Here is a 19,107-nt window from a genome sequence, read left to right as displayed (position 1 = left end):
TCCGGAAGGCTCCCCTTGCTCCCGCCGCCGTGCGTCGTATCCGCTTCAGCGCCGCGGCGTCCGCATGTTGGAACGAACTATCCCGGTTCCCGAGAATCGCTCCATCATGTAACCTGCACGAAATTTTGCACTCCACGCAGAGGGCCAACGTCGTCCCTCGGCACCGCACATGCCACATGACGACGACGGGAGAGCCGATGCGTACGCCGCGCCAGCCGTCCCAGCACTCCACGAATGGCCAGAAGTGGTCGTTCATGGATGCTCGCCCTGCTGCGCAGGGTATGTACGACCCCCGCAACGAGCGCGACGCCTGTGGCGTCGGCTTCGTGGCCACCCTCACCGGCGAGGCGAGCCATGCGCTGGTCGAGCAGGCGCTCACCGTTCTGCGCAACCTGGAACACCGTGGTGCCACCGGCTCCGAGCCGGATTCCGGCGACGGCGCCGGCATCCTCTCCCAGGTGCCCGACGGCTTCTTCCGCGAGGTGGCCGGATTCGAGCTGCCCGAGGCCGGCGCGTACGCGGTCGGCATCGCCTTCCTGCCCCAGGACGGCGCCGACGACGCGGCCGCCCGCATCGATGCCATCGCCGCCGAGGAGGGCCTGAGCGTCCTCGGCTGGCGCGAGGTGCCCGTCGCGCCCGAGCTGCTCGGCGCCACGGCCCGCTCGACGATGCCCGCCTTCCGTCAGATCTTCGTCGCCGACGGCGCCGCGGTGCCCGCCACGGACATCGCCCTCGACCGCAAGACGTTCGTGCTGCGCAAGCGCGCCGAGCGCGAGGTCGACGTCTACTTCCCCTCGCTGTCCGCGCGGACCATCGTCTACAAGGGCATGCTGACCACCGGCCAGCTGGAGCCCTTCTTCCCGGACCTGTCCGACCGCCGCTTCGCCTCCGCGATCGCGCTCGTGCACTCCCGGTTCTCCACCAACACGTTCCCGTCGTGGCCGCTCGCCCACCCGTACCGCTTCGTTGCCCACAACGGCGAGATCAACACGGTCAAGGGCAACCGCAACTGGATGGTCGCCCGCGAGTCCCAGCTCGCCTCCGACCTCTTCGGCCCGCAGGACAAGCTGGAGCGGATCTTCCCGATCTGTACGCCGGACGCCTCCGACTCGGCGTCCTTCGACGAGGTGCTCGAACTGCTCCACCTCGGCGGCCGTTCCCTCCCGCACTCCGTCCTGATGATGATCCCGGAGGCGTGGGAGAACCACGACTCCATGGAGCCGGCCCGCCGCGCCTTCTACCAGTTCCACTCCACGATGATGGAGCCCTGGGACGGCCCGGCCTGTGTCACCTTCACCGACGGCAAGCAGGTCGGCGCGGTCCTCGACCGCAACGGACTGCGCCCCGGCCGCTACTGGGTCACCGACGACGGCCTCGTCGTCCTCGGCTCCGAGGTCGGCGTCCTCGACATCGACCCCGCGAAGGTCGTCCGCAAGGGCCGCCTCCAGCCCGGCCGCATGTTCCTCGTCGACACCGTCGAGCACCGCATCATCGAGGACGACGAGATCAAGGCCGCCCTCGCCGCCGAGCACCCGTACGCGGAGTGGCTGGAAGCCGGCGAGATCGAGCTGTCCGACCTGCCCGAGCGCGAGCACATCGTGCACACCCACGCCTCGGTCACCCGCCGCCAGCAGACCTTCGGGTACACCGAGGAGGAGCTGCGCGTCATCCTCGCGCCGATGGCCAAGGCCGGCGCCGAGCCGATCGGCTCCATGGGCACCGACTCGCCGATCGCCGCGCTGTCCTCCCGCCCCCGGCTGCTGTTCGACTACTTCACCCAGCTGTTCGCGCAGGTCACCAACCCGCCGCTGGACGCGATCCGCGAGGAGCTCGTCACCTCGCTGCGCTCCTCGCTGGGCCCCGAGGGCAACATCCTGGAGCCGAGCGCCGCGTCGTGCCGCAGCGTCACCCTGCCCTTCCCGGTGATCGACAACGACGAGCTGGCCAAGCTCATCCACATCAACGCCGACGGCGACATGCCCGGCATGAAGGCCGCGACCCTCTCCGGCCTGTACCGGGTCTCCGGCGGCGGTGACGCCCTCGCCGCGCGCATCGAGGAGATCTGCGCCGAGACCGACGCCGCCATCGAGAACGGTGCCCGGCTGATCGTCCTGTCGGACCGCCACTCGGACGCCGAGCACGCGCCGATCCCGTCGCTGCTGCTCACCGCGGCCGTCCACCACCACCTCATCCGCACCAAGCAGCGCACCCAGGTGGGCCTGCTGGTCGAGGCCGGCGACGTCCGCGAGGTCCACCACGTCGCCCTGCTCATCGGCTACGGCGCCGCCGCCGTCAACCCGTACCTGGCGATGGAGTCCGTCGAGGACCTCGTCCGCGCCGGAACGTTCCTCTCCGGTATCGAGCCCGAGCAGGCCATCCGCAATCTGATCTACGCCCTCGGCAAGGGCGTCCTGAAGGTCATGTCGAAGATGGGCATCTCCACCGTGGCCTCCTACCGCGGCGCCCAGGTCTTCGAGGCCGTCGGTCTCGCGGACGAGTTCGTGGAGAAGTACTTCAACGGCACGGCCACCAAGATCGGCGGCGTCGGCATCGACGTCATCGCCAAGGAGGTCGCCGCCCGCCACGCCAAGGCGTACCCCGCCTCCGGCATCGCCCCGGCGCACCGCGCCCTGGAGATAGGCGGCGAGTACCAGTGGCGCCGCGAGGGCGAACCGCACCTGTTCGACCCGGAGACGGTCTTCCGCCTCCAGCACTCCACGCGCGCGGCCCGCTACGACATCTTCAAGAAGTACACCGAGCGGGTGAACGAGCAGTCCGAGCGGCTGATGACGCTGCGCGGCCTGTTCGGCTTCCAGTCGGACCGGCAGCCGATCCCCGTCGACGAGGTCGAGCCGGTCTCCGAGATCGTCAAGCGGTTCTCCACCGGCGCCATGTCGTACGGCTCCATCTCCAAGGAGGCGCACGAGACCCTCGCCATCGCCATGAACCAGTTGGGCGGCAAGTCCAACACCGGTGAGGGCGGCGAGGACCCCGAGCGCCTGTACGACCCGGCGCGCCGGTCGTCCATCAAGCAGGTCGCCTCCGGCCGCTTCGGTGTGACCTCCGAGTACCTGGTCAACGCGGACGACATCCAGATCAAGATGGCCCAGGGCGCCAAGCCCGGCGAGGGCGGTCAGCTGCCCGGCCACAAGGTGTACCCGTGGGTCGCGAAGACGCGTCACTCGACGCCGGGCGTGGGCCTGATCTCCCCGCCGCCGCACCACGACATCTACTCCATCGAGGACCTGGCGCAGCTGATCCACGACCTCAAGAACGCCAACCCGCAGGCCCGCATCCACGTGAAGCTGGTCTCCGAGGTCGGCGTCGGCACGGTCGCGGCCGGTGTGTCCAAGGCGCACGCCGACGTCGTGCTCATCTCGGGTCACGACGGCGGCACCGGTGCCTCCCCGCTGACCTCGCTGAAGCACGCCGGCGGCCCCTGGGAGCTCGGCCTCGCCGAGACCCAGCAGACCCTGCTGCTCAACGGCCTGCGCGACCGCATCGTCGTCCAGACCGACGGCCAGCTGAAGACCGGTCGTGACGTGGTCATCGCCGCGCTGCTCGGCGCCGAGGAGTTCGGCTTCGCGACCGCGCCGCTCGTCGTCTCCGGCTGCGTCATGATGCGCGTCTGCCACCTCGACACCTGCCCCGTCGGCATCGCCACGCAGAACCCGACGCTGCGCGACCGGTTCTCCGGCAAGGCCGAGTACGTCGTGAACTTCTTCCGGTTCATCGCCGAGGAGGTCCGCGAACTGCTGGCCGAGCTGGGCTTCCGCTCCATCGAGGAGGCCGTCGGCCACGCCGAGGTCCTCGACGTGCGGCGTGCCGTCGACCACTGGAAGGCGCAGGGCCTGGACCTGGAACCGCTGTTCCACGTGCCCGAGCTGCCCGAGGGCGCGGTGCGCCACCAGCTGATCGAGCAGGACCACGGCCTGGAGAAGGCGCTCGACAACGAGCTGATCAAGCTCGCCGCGGACGCCCTGGCCGCCTCCGACGCGACCGAGGCCCAGCCCGTGCGCGCCCAGGTCAAGGTCCGCAACATCAACCGCACGGTCGGCACCATGCTCGGCCACGAGGTGACGAAGAAGTTCGGTGGCGCGGGCCTGCCCGACGACACCATCGACATCACCTTCACCGGCTCCGCGGGCCAGTCCTTCGGTGCCTTCCTCCCGCGCGGTGTCACGCTGCGCCTGGAGGGCGACGCCAACGACTACGTCGGCAAGGGCCTCTCCGGCGGCCGGGTGATCGTCCGTCCCGACCGGGGCGCCGACCACCTCGCCGAGTACTCGACGATCGCGGGCAACACCATCGCCTACGGCGCGACCGGCGGCGAGCTGTTCCTGCGCGGCCGCACCGGTGAGCGGTTCTGCGTCCGCAACTCCGGCGCGCTGGTCGTCTCCGAGGGCGTGGGCGACCACGGCTGCGAGTACATGACCGGCGGTCACGCGGTCGTCCTCGGTGAGACGGGCCGCAACTTCGCGGCCGGTATGTCCGGCGGCATCGCGTACGTCATCGACCTCGACCGCGACAACGTCAACGTCGGCAACGTGAACGCCGTCGAGGCGCTCGACGACACCGACAAGCAGTGGCTGCACGACGTGGTGCGCCGCCACGCCGAGGAGACCGGCTCCACGGTCGCCGAGAAGCTGCTCGCGGAGTGGGACGAGGCCGTGACCCGCTTCAGCAAGATCATCCCCAGCACGTACAAGGCAGTGCTCGCCGCCAAGGACGCCGCCGAGCGAGCCGGTCTCTCCGAGACCGAGATCACCGAGAAGATGATGGAGGCGGCGACCAATGGCTGATCCCAAGGGCTTTCTCAACCACGGCCGCGAGGTCGCCAAGTCCCGCCCCGTCGACGTCCGGCTGAAGGACTGGAACGAGGTCTACGTCCCGGGTTCGCTGCTCCCGATCATCTCGAAGCAGGCGTCCCGCTGCATGGACTGCGGCATCCCGTTCTGCCACAACGGCTGTCCGCTGGGGAACCTCATCCCCGAGTGGAACGACTACGCCTACCGCGAGGACTGGGCGGCCGCGAGCGAGCGCCTGCACGCCACCAACAACTTCCCGGAGTTCACGGGCCGGCTGTGCCCGGCCCCGTGCGAGTCGGCGTGTGTGCTCGGCATCAACCAGCCGGCCGTCACCATCAAGAACGTCGAGGTCTCGATCATCGACAAGGCGTGGGAGACGGGCGATGTCGCCCCGCAGATCCCCGAGCGCCTGTCCGGCAAGACGGTCGCGGTCATCGGCTCGGGCCCCGCGGGCCTCGCGGCGGCGCAGCAGCTGACACGCGCCGGTCACACGGTCGCGGTGTACGAGCGGGCCGACCGCGTCGGCGGTCTGCTCCGCTACGGCATCCCTGAGTTCAAGATGGAGAAGCGGCACATCAACCGCCGCATCGAGCAGATGCGCGCGGAGGGCACCCGCTTCCGCACCGGCATCGAGATCGGCCGCGACCTCAAGGCGACCGACCTGAAGAAGCGGTACGACGCCGTCGTGATCGCCGCCGGTGCCACGACCGCGCGCGACCTGCCGGTGCCCGGCCGTGAGCTGAACGGCATCCACCAGGCCATGGAGTACCTGCCGCTGGCCAACAAGGTGCAGGAGGGCGACTTCGTGGCGCCCCCCATCACGGCCGAGGGCAAGCACGTCGTGGTCATCGGCGGCGGCGACACCGGCGCGGACTGCGTGGGCACCGCCCACCGCCAGGGCGCGGCCTCCGTCACGCAGCTGGAGATCATGCCGAAGCCGGGCGAGGACCGGGCCCCCCACCAGCCGTGGCCGACCTTCCCGATGCTCTACAAGGTCACCTCGGCGCACGAGGAGGGCGGTGAGCGGGTCTACTCCGTCTCCACCACCCACTTCGAGGGCGACGAGGACGGCAACGTCCAGTGGCTGCACCTCGTCGAGGTCGAGTTCGTCGACGGCAAGCTGACGCAGAAGCCGGGCACGGAGCGCAAGATCCCCGCCCAGCTGGTCACCCTCGCGATGGGCTTCACCGGCACCGACCGGGAGAACGGCCTGGTCGAGCAGTTCGGCCTGGAGCTCGACGAGCGCGGCAACATCGCCCGCGACGCCGACTTCCAGACCAACGTGCCGGGTGTGTTCGTCGCCGGTGACGCGGGCCGCGGCCAGTCGCTCATCGTGTGGGCGATCGCGGAGGGCCGCTCGGCCGCCCGCGGCTGCGACCGCTTCCTCACCGGGGCCAGCGACCTCCCGGCGCCGATCAAGCCCACGGACCGCGCCCTGACGGTCTGACGACCGCACCCACCGGGTGACCTCGGGGCACCCCCCATACGTCCCGTACAACGGCGTACGGAACACCTGATGGCGCCTGCCCGCCAGTCCCCGACCGGACGACTGGGCAGGCGCTGTCGCATGTGCGGGCGCGGTGGGGCGGCCGGGCGGCCCCCCTCGCGCTCAGCTCGTCATCGCCGCGACCTTCGCCACCGCCAGCACCAGCAGCAGGGCGAGGACCACCGCGCAGGCGCTCGCCTGGACGCGGACGCGACGGCGGTCGCGGGGGGCGTAGGCGTAGGCGAGGGCGATGAGGCCGCCGGTGAGAAGGCCTCCGAGGTGGCCCTGCCAGGAGGTGACGACCGCCGAGAGCACCAGCCAGATCAGCAGGCCCGCCATGAAGCGGTTGATGCCCTTGGGGTCGGCGCCCAGGCGGCGGGCGAGGACGTAGTACGCGGTGCAGACGCCGAAGAGCGCGCCGGAGGCGCCGACCGTGCGGGCGTCCGGGGCGAGGAGCAGGACGAGCACCGAACCGCCGAGGGCGGACAGGAGGTAGAGGGCGAGGTAGCGGGCTCGGCCCAGCTGGGCCTCGACGATCCGGCCGACGTTCCACAGCGTGACCATGTTCATCACGATGTGGAGGATGCCGAACGTGCCCTCGGTGGGCGGGAGATGGAGGAACGCCCCGGTGAGGAGGCGGTACCACTCGCCGTCGATGACGCCCTCGGGGTGGAAGTCGGACGGATAGACGGCCTGCCAGACGTAGTGCAGGCCGTCCGGGCCGGTGAGGCCGCGGCCCAGCACCGCGAAGTCGTCCACGACGGAGGGGCGGACCAGTTCGGCCACGTAGGCGAGGACGTTGAGGCCGATGAGGGCGTACGTCACCAGCGGCACGGCGGAGATCCGGCCGCCGAAGGCGGTGCGGGCGTGACGGACGGTCCGGGCGCCCTCCTTCACACACTCGGGGCACTGGTGGCCCACGGCCGCCTCACGCATGCAGTCCGGGCAGATGAAGCGGTCGCAGCGCGTGCAGCGGACGTACGCCTCCACCTCGGGGTGCCGGTAGCAGGTGGTGACGGCGGGCTCGGACGACGACGGCGACTGGGGTTCCACGGCCGGCTCCTTGGGGGTGCGGACTGATGACGAGCCGGTGAGGACGGCGGCGAACAAAATAGCGAACCATCGGGGGTGAAGGGTGACGGGGAGGCGTACAGGGGTGCGGGCGGGGGTGTGGGAGGGCGTCGGGGGTGATCCCGCCACCGGTGCCCCGCCGAGGCCGTAGCCTCGGGGGCCCGTCGACCCCGTACGCCAGGAGGGCCCGTATGCCCGCGATCAGTCTCAGCAAGGTGCGGGAGACCGCCCCCGCTCTGGTGGACCTCTACAAGGCCGCCGGGGTCTCCCTCGCCAAGCACGGGTTGCGCGGGCAGCGCGCGGCCGTGTACCTCGTCGTCGACCACAGCGGCTCCATGCGGCCGTACTACAGGGACGGGAGCGTGCAGGCCCTCGCCGACCGGGTGCTCGGGCTGTCCGCTCAGCTCGACGACGACGGGATCGTGCCGGTCGTCTTCTTCTCCACCGGCGTCGACGCGGTGACCGAGATCGGGCTCGCCGACCACCACGGCCGGATCGAGCGGATCGTCTCCGGGCTCGGACACATGGGGAAGACCGACTACCACCTGGCCATGGACGCGGTCATCGACCACTACCTCGATTGCGGTGCGCGGGATCCGGCCCTCGTCGTGTTCCAGACGGACGGCGGGCCCACGAGCAAGCTCGCCGCCGAGCGGTATGTGTGCAAGGCCGCGCGGCTGCCCCTGTTCTGGCAGTTCATCGGCTTCGGGGACCCGGACAGCCGGCAGTTCGACTTCCTGCGCAGGCTCGACGAGCTGGCCGTGCCCGGCAAGCGGGTCGTCGACAACGCCGGTTTCTTCCACGCCGGTTCGGATCCCGGCGCCCTGTCCGACGCGGAGCTGTACGACCGGCTGCTGGGCGAGTTCCCGAAGTGGCTGGTGGAGGCGCGGGCACGGGGGATCGTCGCGTAACCGGCCCGGTGGGGCATTCGGCAACCGACCCCGGAGGAGTACCGGCAGCTCAGCGGCGGCGACCGGCACCACCGAGCACCGTCTCCCGGCAGGCGTCCGGTGAACCCCACGCCGAGCGCAGCGCCCGGGCCTTCGTCAGCCACAGCGACAGGTCGTACTCCGCGGTGTAGCCGATCGCGCCGTGCGACTGGAGCGCCGTGCGGGCGGCCCGGTACGCCGCCTCGCAGGCCATGACCTTGGCGGCGGCCACGTCCACCGGGTCCAGGGTGACCGCCGCGCCGAACACCAGCGGGCGCGCGAACTCCAGAGCCACCTTCGTGTCGGCCAGCCGGTGCTTCACCGCCTGGAACGAGCCGACGGGCACCCCGAACTGGGTGCGCTGCCCGACGTACGCCACCGTCCTGTCCAGGAGGGCGAGACCGACGCCGAGGGCCTGCGCGGCGACCGCGAGCCGCGCCCACAGGACCGCTCGGGCGACGGGCGGACCGATGGCGAGGAGTTCACCGCCGGGGGAGAGGGGCGTCGGCCGGCGGGCGGGGTCCAGCGACGGGCGGACCGGGCCATGGCCGGGGGACAGCCGCAGCTCGGGCCCGCTCAGGGACAGACGGGTGGTCGCCGCGTCCCCGTCCAGCGCGTACGGCGACCCCGGCGGCGTGACCGTGGCCATCGCCTCCCCCGACACCAGCGCCGGGAGCAGCCGCTTCGCCGGGCCCGGGTCGTCCAGCCCCGCGAGGAGCACCGTGGCCGCGACCGTCTCCACGAGCGGGCCCGGTACGGCGTGCCGCCCCAACTCCACGAAGGCGACGGCGAGTTCGACGGGCAGCGGGCCCACGCCCTCGTACGCCTCCGGCGCCACCAGCGCGAACACGCCGGCCCGCGCGACCCGCGCCCACAGCGCCCGCCCGGCCGCGCGCTCCCCACGGGCCCAGGCCCGCACGACCGCCGGGGTGTCCGCGGCCGTCAGCATCGCGTCCAGCGACGCGGCGAACGCCCGCTGCTCGGCGTCGAGGAGGAAACGCATCAGCGTCGCCCCCTCGGCAGGCCCAGCAGGCGTTCGGCGATGATGTCCCGCTGGATCTCGTTGGTGCCGGCGTAGATCGGGCCGGCAAGGGAGAAGACGTAGCCCTCGGACCAGTCGGTGTCGGCGAACTCGCCTTCCCCGCCCAGGAGTTCCAGTGCCGTCTCGTGCAGGGCGATGTCGTGCTCCGACCAGAACACCTTGTTGAGGCTGGACTCGGGGCCCAGGGACTCGCCGTCGAGGAAGCGCGAGGCGCTAGCCCAGGTGAACAGTTCGTAGGCGCGGGCACCGATCAGGGCGTCGGCCACGCGGTCGCGAGTGGCCGAAGGACGGCCCCGGGCGTCCCACAGGTCGCGCAGCCGGTCGGCGGAGGCGAGGAAGCGGCCGGGGGAGCGGAGCGTCAGCCCGCGTTCGTTGCCGGCCGTCGACATCGCGATCCGCCAGCCCTGCCCCGGCTCGCCGATGACGTCCCCGTCCGGCACGAACACATCGTCCAGGAACAGCTCCGCGAAGGCCGGCTTCCCGTCGAGGCGGCCGATCGGGCGGACCGTCACACCGGGCGCGCGCAGGTCGAACATGAGGTACGTGAGGCCCTGGTGCGGCTTCGGGGTGCCCGGCTCGCTGCGGAACAGCCCGAACGCGCGGTCCGCGAAAGCAGCGCGCGACGACCAGGTCTTCTGGCCCCTGAGCAGCCAGCCGCCGTCCGTGCGCACCGCCCGGGAGGTCAGCGAGGCCAGATCCGAACCGGCCTCCGGCTCCGACCACGCCTGCGCCCACACCACCTCACCCGAGGCCATCGGCGGCAGCACCCGTGCCCGCTGCTCCCGCGTGCCGTGGTCGAACAGGGTGGGAGCGAGCAGGTTGACTCCGTTCTGCCCGACCCGGCCGGGGGCGCCCGCCGCGTAGTACTCCTCCTCGAAGATCAGCCAGCGGATCAGGCTCGCGTCCCGGCCCCCGTACGCGGCCGGCCAGTTCACCACCGACCAGCGGTCGGCCGCCAGTTCGGCCTCCCAGGCGCGGTGGGCCGCGAAGCCCTCCTCGGTCTCCAGGGAGGGCAGCGGGACGGACGGCACCCGCGCCCGCAGCCAGGCGCGGGCCTCCGCGCGGAACGCCTCGTCGGCGGGGGAATGGGCGAGGTCCACGGGGGTCACCTCTTTCCGGGCAAGCACCCAACCTTCCCTAACAAGTGTTTGGTAGGTTAGCGTGCCCTCATGACGAACGTCGAGCCTCCGACCTACGTCCCCGCCCACGGCCTCCTCCGCGGCCGTACCGCCGTCATCACCGCGGCGGCCGGCGCGGGCATCGGCGGGGCCACCGCGCGACGCTTCCTGGAGGAGGGCGCCCGCGTTCTGATCAGCGACGCGCACACCCGCCGCCTCAAGGAGCACGAGGCCGAGCTGGCCGGGGAGTTCGGCGCGGACGCGGTCACGGCGACGGCGTGCGACGTGACCGACGAGGACCAGGTGCGCGCCCTGTTCGACACGGCCGTCCGGCTGCACGGACGCCTCGACGTCGTCGTCAACAACGCGGGCCTCGGCGGCACCTCGGACCTCGTCGACATGACCGACGAGCAGTGGTCGAAGGTGCTGGACGTGACCCTCTACGGCACGTTCCGCTGCACCCGGGCGGCCCTGCGGCACATGCGGGCGACCGGCGGCGGCGTGATCGTCAACAACGCCTCCGTCGTCGGCTGGCGCGCCCAGGCCGGGCAGGCGCACTACGCGGCGGCGAAGGCAGGCGTGATGGCGCTGACCCGCTGCGCCGCAGTCGAGGCCGCCGCGTACGGGGTGCGCGTCAACGCCGTGTCGCCCAGCCTCGCCATGCACCCCCACCTCGCCAAGGTGACCACCCCCGAGCTGCTGGCGGAACTCACCGAACGCGAGGCCCTCGGGCGGTACGCCGAACCCTGGGAGGTGGCCAACGTGATCGTGTTCCTCGCGTCCGGCTACTCCTCGTACCTGACGGGCGAGGTCGTGTCCGTCAGCAACCAGCACCCTTGAGGACAATGAACAGCGTGCCGACCAAGAAGAAGCCCCAGGTGACCGCCGCCCCCGCCCGCCGTCGTGAACTCCTCGACAGGGCGGCCGAGGTCTTCGCCGAGCAGGGGTACAACGCCACCACCGTCCGCAGGATCGCGGACGACGCGGGCATGCTCGCGGGCAGCCTCTACTACTACTTCGACTCCAAGGACGCGATGCTCGAGGAGATCCTGCGGACCTTCCTCGACGAGCTCTGGGAGCAGTACGACACCGTCCTGGCCGCCGACCTCGGGCCCAGCGAGACCTTCCGGTCCCTGGTCACCGAGTCGTTCCTGGCCATCGACCGGCACCGCGCGGCCGTCGAGATCTACCAGAACGAGGCGAAGCAACTGATCGCACAGGAACGCCGGTTCGGGTTCCTGGAGGTGTCACAGCGCAAGTTCGAACAGACCTGGCTGTCCACGCTGGAGCGCGGAGTCGCCGAGGGGGAGTTCCGGGCCGACCTCGACACGAAGGTCACCTACCGGTTCGTGCGCGACACCGTGTGGGTCGCCGCCTCCTGGTACCGGCCCGGCGGGCAGTACAGCCCGGAGCAGATCGCCCGGCAGTACCTGTCGATGGTGCTGGACGGGATCGCCGTACGTACCTGACCACCAACTCAAGACCGGAGTCCGGGAGTCGCCATGGCCGAGGCCTACATCGTCGAAGCGGTCCGTACGCCCGTCGGGCGGCGCGGAGGAGGGCTCGGCGGGGCGCACCCCGCCGACCTCGGCGCACATGTGCTGAAGGCGCTCGTCGCGCGTGCCGGCGTGGACCCCGCCGCCGTGGAGGACGTCGTCTTCGGCTGCCTGGACACCGTGGGGCCGCAGGCCGGTGACATCGCCCGCACCAGCTGGCTGGCCGCCGGACTGCCCGAGGAGGTGCCCGGCACCACCGTCGACCGGCAGTGCGGCTCCTCCCAGCAGGCCGTGCACTTCGCCGCCCAGGCCGTCCTGTCCGGCACCCAGGACCTCGTCGTCGCCGGTGGCGTCCAGAACATGACGATGGTCCCCATCGCCTTCGCCTCCCGTCAGGCCGCCGTGCCGCTCGGCCTCACCGAGGGCCCCTTCGCCGGCAGTGAGGGCTGGCGCGCCCGGTACGGGGACCGGCCCGTCAACCAGTTCGCCGGCGCCGAGATGATCGCCGCGAAGTGGGGCATCAGCCGCCGTGACCAGGAGGAGTACGCGCTGCGCTCGCACCGGCGGGCGGTGCGGGCCGTCGACGAGGGCCGCTTCGAGCGGGAGACCGTGCCGTACGGGGACGTGACCGTCGACGAGGGGCCGCGCCGGGACACGTCCCTGGAGAAGATGGCCGCGCTGAAGCCCGTCATCGACGGGGGCACCGTCACCGCCGCCTGCTCCTCGCAGGTCTCCGACGGCGCCGCCGCGCTGCTGCTCGCCTCCGAGCGGGCCGTCGAGGAGCACGGGCTCATCCCGCGCGCCCGCGTGCACCACCTCTCCGTACGCGGTGAGGACCCCATCCGGATGCTGACCGCGCCGATACCGGCGACCGCGTACGCCCTGAAGAAGGCCGGCCTCTCCCTCGACGCGATCGACCTCGTCGAGATCAACGAGGCCTTCGCACCCGTCGTCCTCGCCTGGCTGAAGGAGACGGGCGCCGACCCGGAGAAGGTCAATGTCAACGGTGGCGCCATCGCCCTGGGGCACCCACTGGGCGCGACGGGCGCCAAGCTCATGACGACCCTCCTGCACGAACTGGAACGCACCGGCGGCCGCTACGGCCTCCAAACCATGTGCGAGGGCGGCGGCCAGGCGAACGTGACGATCATCGAACGGGTATGAGGCACGGTCCGGGCCGACGGTGAGCCGCTGCGAGCGAACCGGGCGGGGGGCGGGGCCGACCGGATCCGGGTCGCCGGGCGGTCCGGTGGCCCTGCGGTCCGGTGGCCCTGCGGTCCGGTGGCCCTGCGGTCCGGTGGCCCTGCGGTCCGGTGGCCCTGCGGTCCGGTGGCCCTGCGGTCCGGTGGTCCGGTGGTCCGGTGGTCCGGTGGTCCTGCAGCCCTGCAGCCCTGCAGCCCTGCGCCCCTGCGGTCCGGTGGCCCGACAGCCCGATGGAGCCGAGGCGTGGGCGGGCCGGTGGTCGGTGGGCGGCGGGCGAGGGATGGGTGGCTCATAGCCGTCAGGCACCGGGTGGCGGCGGGGCCCCCGGGGGGCCGTCAGTCCTCGGGGCCGAGCCCTCCCGGTGTCGTCAGCCTCGTCAGGGTTTCCTCCGCCTCCTTCATGATCCGGTTCACCAGCTCCTCGCAGGACGGCAGGTCGTCGATGACTCCGGTGACCTGGCCGGAGGCCATGACGCCGAGGTCCGTGCGGCCGTCGACCATCGCGGACCTCAGGAGCATCGGCGTGTTGGCGGCGAGCAGGACCTGGCTCCACGTGAGGTCCTTGCCGTGTTTCATCGCGAGCCCGTCCCGGATCATGCCGCGCCAGGTGAGCCCCGAGATCCGGCGGAAGCCGGCCGCGTGGCGCACCGCGTGCAGCAGGGCGCGGACGCGGCCGGACCTCTCCAGGGCGTCCACGAACTCCGTGCGGAGCATGCGGTGAGGCAGCCCGTCCACGGCCCTGGTCACGGTGACGTCCTTGACGGTCGCCGCGAGGTAGCGCGCCTTGACCGCGTCGGGCACCGTCGAGTCCGACGTCAGCAGGAACCGTGTGCCCATCGCGACGCCGGCCGCCCCGTACGCGAGCGCGGCGACCAGCCCCCGCCCGTCGTGGAAGCCGCCCGCGGCGACGACGGGAATGCCCACCGCGTCCACGACCTGCGGCAGGAGCACGGTCGTCGCCACGTCCCCGGTGTGCCCGCCGCCCTCCCCACCCTGCACGACCACCGCGTCCGCACCCCACGCCGCCACCTTCTCCGCATGCCGCCGGGCCCCCACGGAGGGGATGACGACCACCCCCGCGTCCTTCAGCTCGGCGATCAGCTCCCTGGACGGCGCGAGCGCGAACGACGCCACCCGGACGCCCTCCTCGACGATGATCCGCACCCGTTCCCGGGCGTCCCCGGCGTCGGCCCGCACATTCACCCCGAACGGCGCGGCCGTGCGGGACCGCACCTCCCGTACGGCGTCCCGCAGCCGCTGCGGGCTCATCGTCGCGGACGCCAGGATGCCGAGGGCGCCCGCCTCGGCCGTGGCGGACACCAGGCGGGGGCCGGCGACCCAGCCCATCCCGGTCTGCACGATCGGATGGCGGACGCCCACGAGCCGCGTGAGGGCGGTGTCCATCACCCCTGGACCTCCCGTGCGCGGGCGTTCTCCGGGTCGAGCACCTCACGGATCAACCGCAGCTCCTCAGCCGACGGCTCCCGTGTGTACGGCACCTCCTCCGGTACGGCCAGCGCGAACCCGGTGGCCTCCTCGACCTGCTCGACGGTGACCCCCGGGTGCAGCGAGGCCAGCCGCATCGAGCGGTCCGGGGTGGCGAAGTCGAACACCCCGAGGTCGGACACGACACGGGGGAGCCGGTGGAAGCGAGCCGTCGCGGGATGCGCGGCGGCCCGGTCGTACCCCACCCCGCACACCATGTCGACCTTCTCCACGAACACCCGCCGGGAGTGCCGGGGCACCCAGTAACTCGTCGTGTTGTTCAGCGTGTTGACCGGCGCGCCCCGCACTCCGAGGAGCTGGCGCCGGGGGCGGGCCCAGTCACCGACGCAGGAGATGTTCTGATTGCCGTACCGGTCGATCTGGCTCGCGCCCATCATCACGTGCCGTCGGCCGCCGGTGACCAGGGCCAGGTGCTGCCGGTAGGGCAGCCATCCCTCGACGGTGCCGTCCGCGCCGACGAGCAGCGCCTCGCCGTCGGTGAGCAGCAGATCCGGGGCGAACGTCCGCCGGGCGAGGCGTGCGCCCAGTGACGGGACGAGCCCCATGGGGCTGGCGAGGATCTCCCCGGCCCCACGCCATGCCTCGGCGCACGCGATCACGCAGTACTCGGCGCGGGTCGCCCCGCCCATGCCGTCCCCGCCCATGCCGTCCCCGCCCACGCCGTGCCCACCCCCGCCGTCTCCGCTCATGCCTCGTCCTCGCGCCAGGCCCGCACGGCCGCCTGGTAGGCGTGTTCGTCGCCGGTGAGGAACCGTTCGGCGAACTCCGGCCACGCCGTGCCCGCGTACCGCTTCTGGAAGGACTCGTCCCGTGCGTAGTCCGGCGCGCAGGACGTGAAGTGCGCCCCGTTCGGCGCCTCCACCACGCCCGTCACCACATGTCGCTTGATCAGCAGTGACTGCGGCGGCGCCTCCTTGGTCAGCTCGGCCGTGTCCACGATCCGCTCGCAGGAGACGTACGCGGTGTCGGCCGCCTCGCAGAACAGGTCGTCGAAGTAGGGGTCCGGGCCGAGGTACTGGCCGTTGCCGAACCGGTCGGCCCGGTTGACGTGCACGAACGCGGCGTCCATGCGCAGGGCGGGCATCGCGACGAACGTCTCCCCGTCGGCGTAGGGCGAGGTGACGGTCCGCAGGGAGGGATTGACCCGCATCACGTCCGAGCCGATGCCCGCCCGCACCGGCAGGAAGGGCAGCCGGTTCGCGGCGGCGTGCAGGCCCCACATGAACATCGCCTCGTCGACCTCCATCAGCTCGAACGCCCCGCGTTCACGTGCCGCGCGGAAATGCGGCTCCAGGGGGATCGAGTCGAGCGTGGCGAACGCGGCGACCAGTTTCCGGATCCGTCCGGCGGCGGCGAGCATCCCCACGTCCGGGCCGCCGTACGAGACGACGGTGAGATCAGTGATCTCCGTACGGAGCAGCGCTCTCACCAGGGCCATCGGCTTGCGCCGGGAGCCCCAGCCGCCGATGCCCAGGGTCATCCCGCTCTCCAGCCCCGCCAGGGCCTCCTCGGCGGTCATGGTCTTGTCACTCATCCGCGCCCACCTCCCTGCCCTTCCTGCCCTTCGTGTCCTCCCTGCCGAATGTGCCGCGGACCTCGTCGGCCACCCCGCTGAGGTTCGCCTCGAAGGTGAAGCCCTGCTCGAAGCGGTAGCTGCGCCGTACGTCGACGGGGTCGATACCGTTGATGGCGGCCTTGGCGAGCCGGATCAGCCGCCCGTCCTTCGCGGCGATCTCCGCCGCCAACTCCAGCGCGGCCGCGCGCAGTTCGTCCCGCGGCACCACCCGCCACACCGAGCCGTGCGCCCGCAGCTCGGTGGCGGTCGCCGTGCGCGAGGTGTAATACAGCGCCCGCATCAGGTGCTGCGGCACCAGCCGCGCCAGATGCGTCGCCGCCCCGAGCGCCCCCCGGTCCAGCTCGGGCAGACCGAACGTCGCGTCCTCGCTCGCCACGATCGCGTCCGCGTTCCCGACCAGACCGATCCCGCCGCCCAGGCAGAACCCCTGCACCGCCGCCACCACGGGCACCTCGCACTCGTACACCGCCGCGAACGCCTCTGCGCAGCCCTGGTTGGCGCCGATCAGCGCGCGCTGCCCCGCCGCCTGGATCTCCTTGATGTCGACGCCCGCGTTGAACCCGCGGCCCTCCGCCGCGAGCACCACACACCCGACCGCCGGGTCACGCCCCGCCGCGCGCACCGCGTCGGCCAGCTCGAACCACCCCCGCACCGGCAGGGCGTTCACCGGAGGGAAATCGACCGTGACGAGAACCGTCCCCTTTTCCGGGGACGAGGTGGAGACACCCATGGGAGCATCAGCTACCTTCCACCTAACGTTTGTTTGGTGGAAGGTAGCAGCGGATGGAGCTCAACGGGAAGCTCGCCGTCGTCACCGGCGGCACACGCGGCGTCGGCGCCGGCATCGCCCGCGCCTTCGCCGAGGCGGGCGCCGACGTCGTGATCTGCGCCCGCCGCCCACCCGACGCACCGCTCAAGGGCGCCGAGTTCCTACCGGTGGACGTCCGTGACCCGGACGCCGTGCAGGCGCTCTTCGACGGCCTGCCCCGCGTCGACGTCCTCGTCAACAACGCGGGCGGCACGCCCTACCGGCCACTCACCGGCACGGGCCCCGACGCCGGCACCGCCACCATCGCCCGTCGCCACGCCCGCGTCATCGACCTCAACCTCACCGCGCCCCTGACGGTGTCCCTCGCCGCCCACGCCCATCTGAGGCGGTCGCGGGGCTCGATCCTGATGATCGGCAGCGTCAGCGGCAGCCGCCCCTCGCCCGGCTCCGCCGCGTACGGCGCCGCCAAGGCCGGCCTGGAACACCTCGCCCGTTCCATGGCCGTGGAGTGGGCCCCCGACATCCGAGTCAACACCCTTGTCCTCGGCATGGTCCGCACGGAGCTGTCCCACCTCCACTACGGCGACGAGCACGGCGTCGCCGCCGTCGCCCGCACGGTCCCTCTCGGCCGCCTCGCCGACCCCTCCGACGTCGGCGGGGCGGCGGTCTTCCTCGCGTCCGACGCGGCGGCGTACATCACCGGCGCCTCCCTACTGGTCCACGGCGGCGGGGAACGCCCGGCGTTCCTGGCGGCGGCCACACCGGAGCGGGACAGCGGGGCTGACGCTGTTCGGGGCGCTGGGGGTGGTCTCGGCCGGGCCACCGGCAGCGACACCGGCCAGCCCATCGGTGGTGATGCTGACCGGGGCGCTGACGGTCATACCGGTCGGGCGGCCGTGGGCGAAGCCGATCGGCGCGCTCGGGGGGACGTCGGCGGGGCGGCCGGGGGCGCCGCTGACCGGGACGCCGGAGGCCGGCCCGGTCGGGGCGCCGGGAGCGGGACCGGCGGCGACACCGTCCGGCACGCGACAGGCGCCCCCCACCGAGGCCACCCAGGCCCGCCTGACGACACCGGTCGGGGCGCGGCGCACGACCCGCGCAGGGCGGCGATGCCCCACGACAGCGACGGAACCCGAGGAGGCGGACGATGAGCGGACAACGACTCTGCGAGGGGCGCGTGGTGATCGTGACCGGCGCGGGGCGCGGACTGGGGCGCGCACACGCCCTCGCGTACGCCGCGGAGGGCGCCCATGTCGTCGTCAACGACCTCGGCGTGGGACTGGACGGCACCCCGGACCCCGACAGCCCCGCCGCCCGGGTCGTCGACGAGATCCGCTCCGCCGGAGGGGAGGCGGTCGCCCACGGCGGCGACGTCGCCACGACCGACGGCGCCGCGTCCCTCGTCCGCACCGCGCTCGACACGTACGGACGCCTCGACACCCTGGTCAACAACGCCGGCTTCCTGCGCGACCGCATGCTCGTCAACCTCGACGAGGACGACTGGGACGCCGTTCTCCGCGTCCACCTCAAGGGCCACTTCCTCCCGCTGAGGCACGCCGCCCTGCACTGGCGCGCCGAGGCCAAGGAGGGCCGCCGCCCCGAGGCGCGCGTCATCAACACGAGCAGCGGCGCCGGCCTCCTGGGCTCGGTCGGCCAGGGCAACTACAGCGCGGCCAAGGCGGGCATCATCGGCCTCACGCTGGTCGCGGCGGCGGAACTGGGCCGCTACGGCGTCCTCGTCAACGCGATCGCCCCCGCGGCGCGCACGAGGATGACCGAGCGGGTCTTCGCCGAGACGATGGCCGCGCCCGGCACCGGCTTCGACGCGATGGCCCCGGAGAACGTCTCCCCGTTGGTGGTCTGGCTGGGCTCCGCCGTGTGCACCGGAGTCACCGGTCGCGTCTTCGAGACGGAGGGCGGCCGCATCACGGTCATGGAGGGCTGGCACCCCGGCCCCACCGCCACCCGCCCTTCCCGCTGGACCCCCGGCGAAGCAGGCGAAACCACCCTGAAACTCCTGGCAGAAGCCCAACGACCCGGCCGCACCTACGGCACGTAGCCCCAGGGGGTTCACAGGGGCGCGGGGAACCGCGCGCCCAGCCCC

14 protein-coding genes and 1 pseudogene are annotated in these 19,107 nt (G+C 72.3%); 8 read left to right on the top strand and 7 right to left on the bottom strand.

The features are described from left to right. The first annotated feature begins 197 nt into the window (after window positions 1-197). Window positions 198-4,802 (top strand): glutamate synthase large subunit, encoded by a 4,605-nt coding sequence (gene gltB / locus ACZ4Z3_RS05460; RefSeq protein ID WP_468499785.1) that lies wholly within the window; start codon window positions 198-200, stop codon window positions 4,800-4,802. Continuing rightward, window positions 4,795-6,255, top strand: a complete 1,461-nt coding sequence (locus ACZ4Z3_RS05455) for a glutamate synthase subunit beta (RefSeq protein ID WP_468499784.1) — start codon at window positions 4,795-4,797, stop codon at window positions 6,253-6,255. Before gltB ends, ACZ4Z3_RS05455 begins: the two co-directional genes overlap by 8 nt. A gap of 162 nt (window positions 6,256-6,417) precedes the next feature. On the opposite strand, the gene ACZ4Z3_RS05450 is transcribed toward ACZ4Z3_RS05455, so the two are convergent. Then, window positions 6,418-7,347 (bottom strand): rhomboid family intramembrane serine protease, encoded by a 930-nt coding sequence (locus ACZ4Z3_RS05450; RefSeq protein WP_468499783.1) that lies wholly within the window; start codon window positions 7,345-7,347, stop codon window positions 6,418-6,420. A gap of 209 nt (window positions 7,348-7,556) precedes the next feature. Here ACZ4Z3_RS05450 and ACZ4Z3_RS05445 point away from each other — a divergent pair, with 209 nt between their 5' ends. Continuing rightward, a complete protein-coding gene (locus ACZ4Z3_RS05445) occupies window positions 7,557-8,276 on the top strand; it encodes a vWA domain-containing protein (RefSeq protein ID WP_468499782.1) in 720 nt (239 codons plus the stop codon). A 49-nt stretch (window positions 8,277-8,325) separates the two neighbouring features. Here the strand turns inward: ACZ4Z3_RS05445 and ACZ4Z3_RS05440 are convergent, their stop codons facing one another. After that, entirely contained in the window at window positions 8,326-9,297 is a 972-nt protein-coding gene (locus tag ACZ4Z3_RS05440; protein ID WP_468499781.1) for an acyl-CoA dehydrogenase family protein, read from the bottom strand. Beyond that, complete coding sequence (locus tag ACZ4Z3_RS05435; RefSeq protein ID WP_468499780.1) at window positions 9,297-10,436, bottom strand: acyl-CoA dehydrogenase family protein; 1,140 nt, start codon at window positions 10,434-10,436, stop codon at window positions 9,297-9,299. The genes ACZ4Z3_RS05440 and ACZ4Z3_RS05435 overlap by 1 nt, the downstream gene beginning before the upstream one ends. A 69-nt stretch (window positions 10,437-10,505) precedes the next feature. Between ACZ4Z3_RS05435 and ACZ4Z3_RS05430 the strand changes: the two genes are divergently transcribed. From ACZ4Z3_RS05430 to ACZ4Z3_RS05420, 3 genes are read left to right on the top strand one after another with little or no spacing between them, the layout of a single operon-like run. Then, window positions 10,506-11,294 carry an SDR family oxidoreductase gene (locus ACZ4Z3_RS05430; protein ID WP_468499779.1) on the top strand — a complete coding sequence of 263 codons (789 nt, stop codon included), beginning with the start codon at window positions 10,506-10,508 and terminating at the stop codon, window positions 11,292-11,294. 14 nt (window positions 11,295-11,308) lie between these two features. Then, complete coding sequence (locus ACZ4Z3_RS05425; RefSeq protein WP_468499778.1) at window positions 11,309-11,923, top strand: TetR/AcrR family transcriptional regulator; 615 nt, start codon at window positions 11,309-11,311, stop codon at window positions 11,921-11,923. A 33-nt stretch (window positions 11,924-11,956) separates the two neighbouring features. Then, a complete protein-coding gene (locus tag ACZ4Z3_RS05420; RefSeq protein ID WP_468499777.1) occupies window positions 11,957-13,114 on the top strand; it encodes an acetyl-CoA C-acetyltransferase in 1,158 nt (385 codons plus the stop codon). Window positions 13,115-13,488: 374 nt separating this feature from the next. Here ACZ4Z3_RS05420 and ACZ4Z3_RS05415 read toward each other — a convergent pair whose 3' ends face one another. Genes ACZ4Z3_RS05415 through ACZ4Z3_RS05400 form a run of 4 tightly spaced genes read right to left on the bottom strand, consistent with a single transcriptional unit; the run spans window position 13,489 to window position 16,964 of the window. Then, window positions 13,489-14,556, bottom strand: coding sequence for an NAD(P)H-dependent flavin oxidoreductase (locus ACZ4Z3_RS05415; RefSeq protein WP_468499776.1), 1,068 nt, complete (start codon window positions 14,554-14,556; stop codon window positions 13,489-13,491). Next, entirely contained in the window at window positions 14,556-15,302 is a 747-nt protein-coding gene (locus ACZ4Z3_RS05410) for a CoA-transferase subunit beta (RefSeq protein WP_468500203.1), read from the bottom strand. Before ACZ4Z3_RS05410 ends, ACZ4Z3_RS05415 begins: the two co-directional genes overlap by 1 nt. Window positions 15,303-15,343: 41 nt before the next feature. Further along, a complete protein-coding gene (locus ACZ4Z3_RS05405; protein WP_468499775.1) occupies window positions 15,344-16,192 on the bottom strand; it encodes a CoA transferase subunit A in 849 nt (282 codons plus the stop codon). Then, a complete protein-coding gene (locus tag ACZ4Z3_RS05400; RefSeq protein ID WP_468499774.1) occupies window positions 16,185-16,964 on the bottom strand; it encodes an enoyl-CoA hydratase family protein in 780 nt (259 codons plus the stop codon). The genes ACZ4Z3_RS05405 and ACZ4Z3_RS05400 overlap by 8 nt, the downstream gene beginning before the upstream one ends. Before the next feature lie 53 nt (window positions 16,965-17,017). On the opposite strand from ACZ4Z3_RS05400, the pseudogene ACZ4Z3_RS05395 reads away from it, so the two are divergent. Together ACZ4Z3_RS05395 and ACZ4Z3_RS05390 are read left to right on the top strand one after the other, a co-directional pair. After that, a pseudogene (locus ACZ4Z3_RS05395) lies at window positions 17,018-17,776 on the top strand (SDR family oxidoreductase); the annotation flags it as partial. Window positions 17,777-18,150: 374 nt separating this feature from the next. Then, window positions 18,151-19,062 (top strand): SDR family oxidoreductase, encoded by a 912-nt coding sequence (locus tag ACZ4Z3_RS05390; protein WP_468499773.1) that lies wholly within the window; start codon window positions 18,151-18,153, stop codon window positions 19,060-19,062. Window positions 19,063-19,107: the final 45 nt, after the last annotated feature.

The sequence above is a fragment of the Streptomyces sp. NPDC030296 genome (assembly GCF_055572815.1).
The sequence above is the reverse complement of the archived record's forward strand: the minus strand, read 5'-3'. Positions and strand labels throughout refer to the sequence as shown.

Coding starts and splice junctions, on each gene's coding strand:
- gltB (WP_468499785.1), top strand. CDS start 198: ATGCGTACGCCGCGCCAGCCGTCCCAGCACTCCACGAATGGCCAGAAG.
- ACZ4Z3_RS05455 (WP_468499784.1), top strand. CDS start 4,795: ATGGCTGATCCCAAGGGCTTTCTCAACCACGGCCGCGAGGTCGCCAAG.
- ACZ4Z3_RS05445 (WP_468499782.1), top strand. CDS start 7,557: ATGCCCGCGATCAGTCTCAGCAAGGTGCGGGAGACCGCCCCCGCTCTG.
- ACZ4Z3_RS05440 (WP_468499781.1), bottom strand. CDS start 9,297: ATGCGTTTCCTCCTCGACGCCGAGCAGCGGGCGTTCGCCGCGTCGCTG.
- ACZ4Z3_RS05430 (WP_468499779.1), top strand. CDS start 10,506: ATGACGAACGTCGAGCCTCCGACCTACGTCCCCGCCCACGGCCTCCTC.
- ACZ4Z3_RS05420 (WP_468499777.1), top strand. CDS start 11,957: ATGGCCGAGGCCTACATCGTCGAAGCGGTCCGTACGCCCGTCGGGCGG.
- ACZ4Z3_RS05415 (WP_468499776.1), bottom strand. CDS start 14,556: ATGGACACCGCCCTCACGCGGCTCGTGGGCGTCCGCCATCCGATCGTG.
- ACZ4Z3_RS05410 (WP_468500203.1), bottom strand. CDS start 15,302: ATGGGCGGGGACGGCATGGGCGGGGCGACCCGCGCCGAGTACTGCGTG.
- ACZ4Z3_RS05405 (WP_468499775.1), bottom strand. CDS start 16,192: ATGAGTGACAAGACCATGACCGCCGAGGAGGCCCTGGCGGGGCTGGAG.
- ACZ4Z3_RS05400 (WP_468499774.1), bottom strand. CDS start 16,964: ATGGGTGTCTCCACCTCGTCCCCGGAAAAGGGGACGGTTCTCGTCACG.
- ACZ4Z3_RS05390 (WP_468499773.1), top strand. CDS start 18,151: ATGAGCGGACAACGACTCTGCGAGGGGCGCGTGGTGATCGTGACCGGC.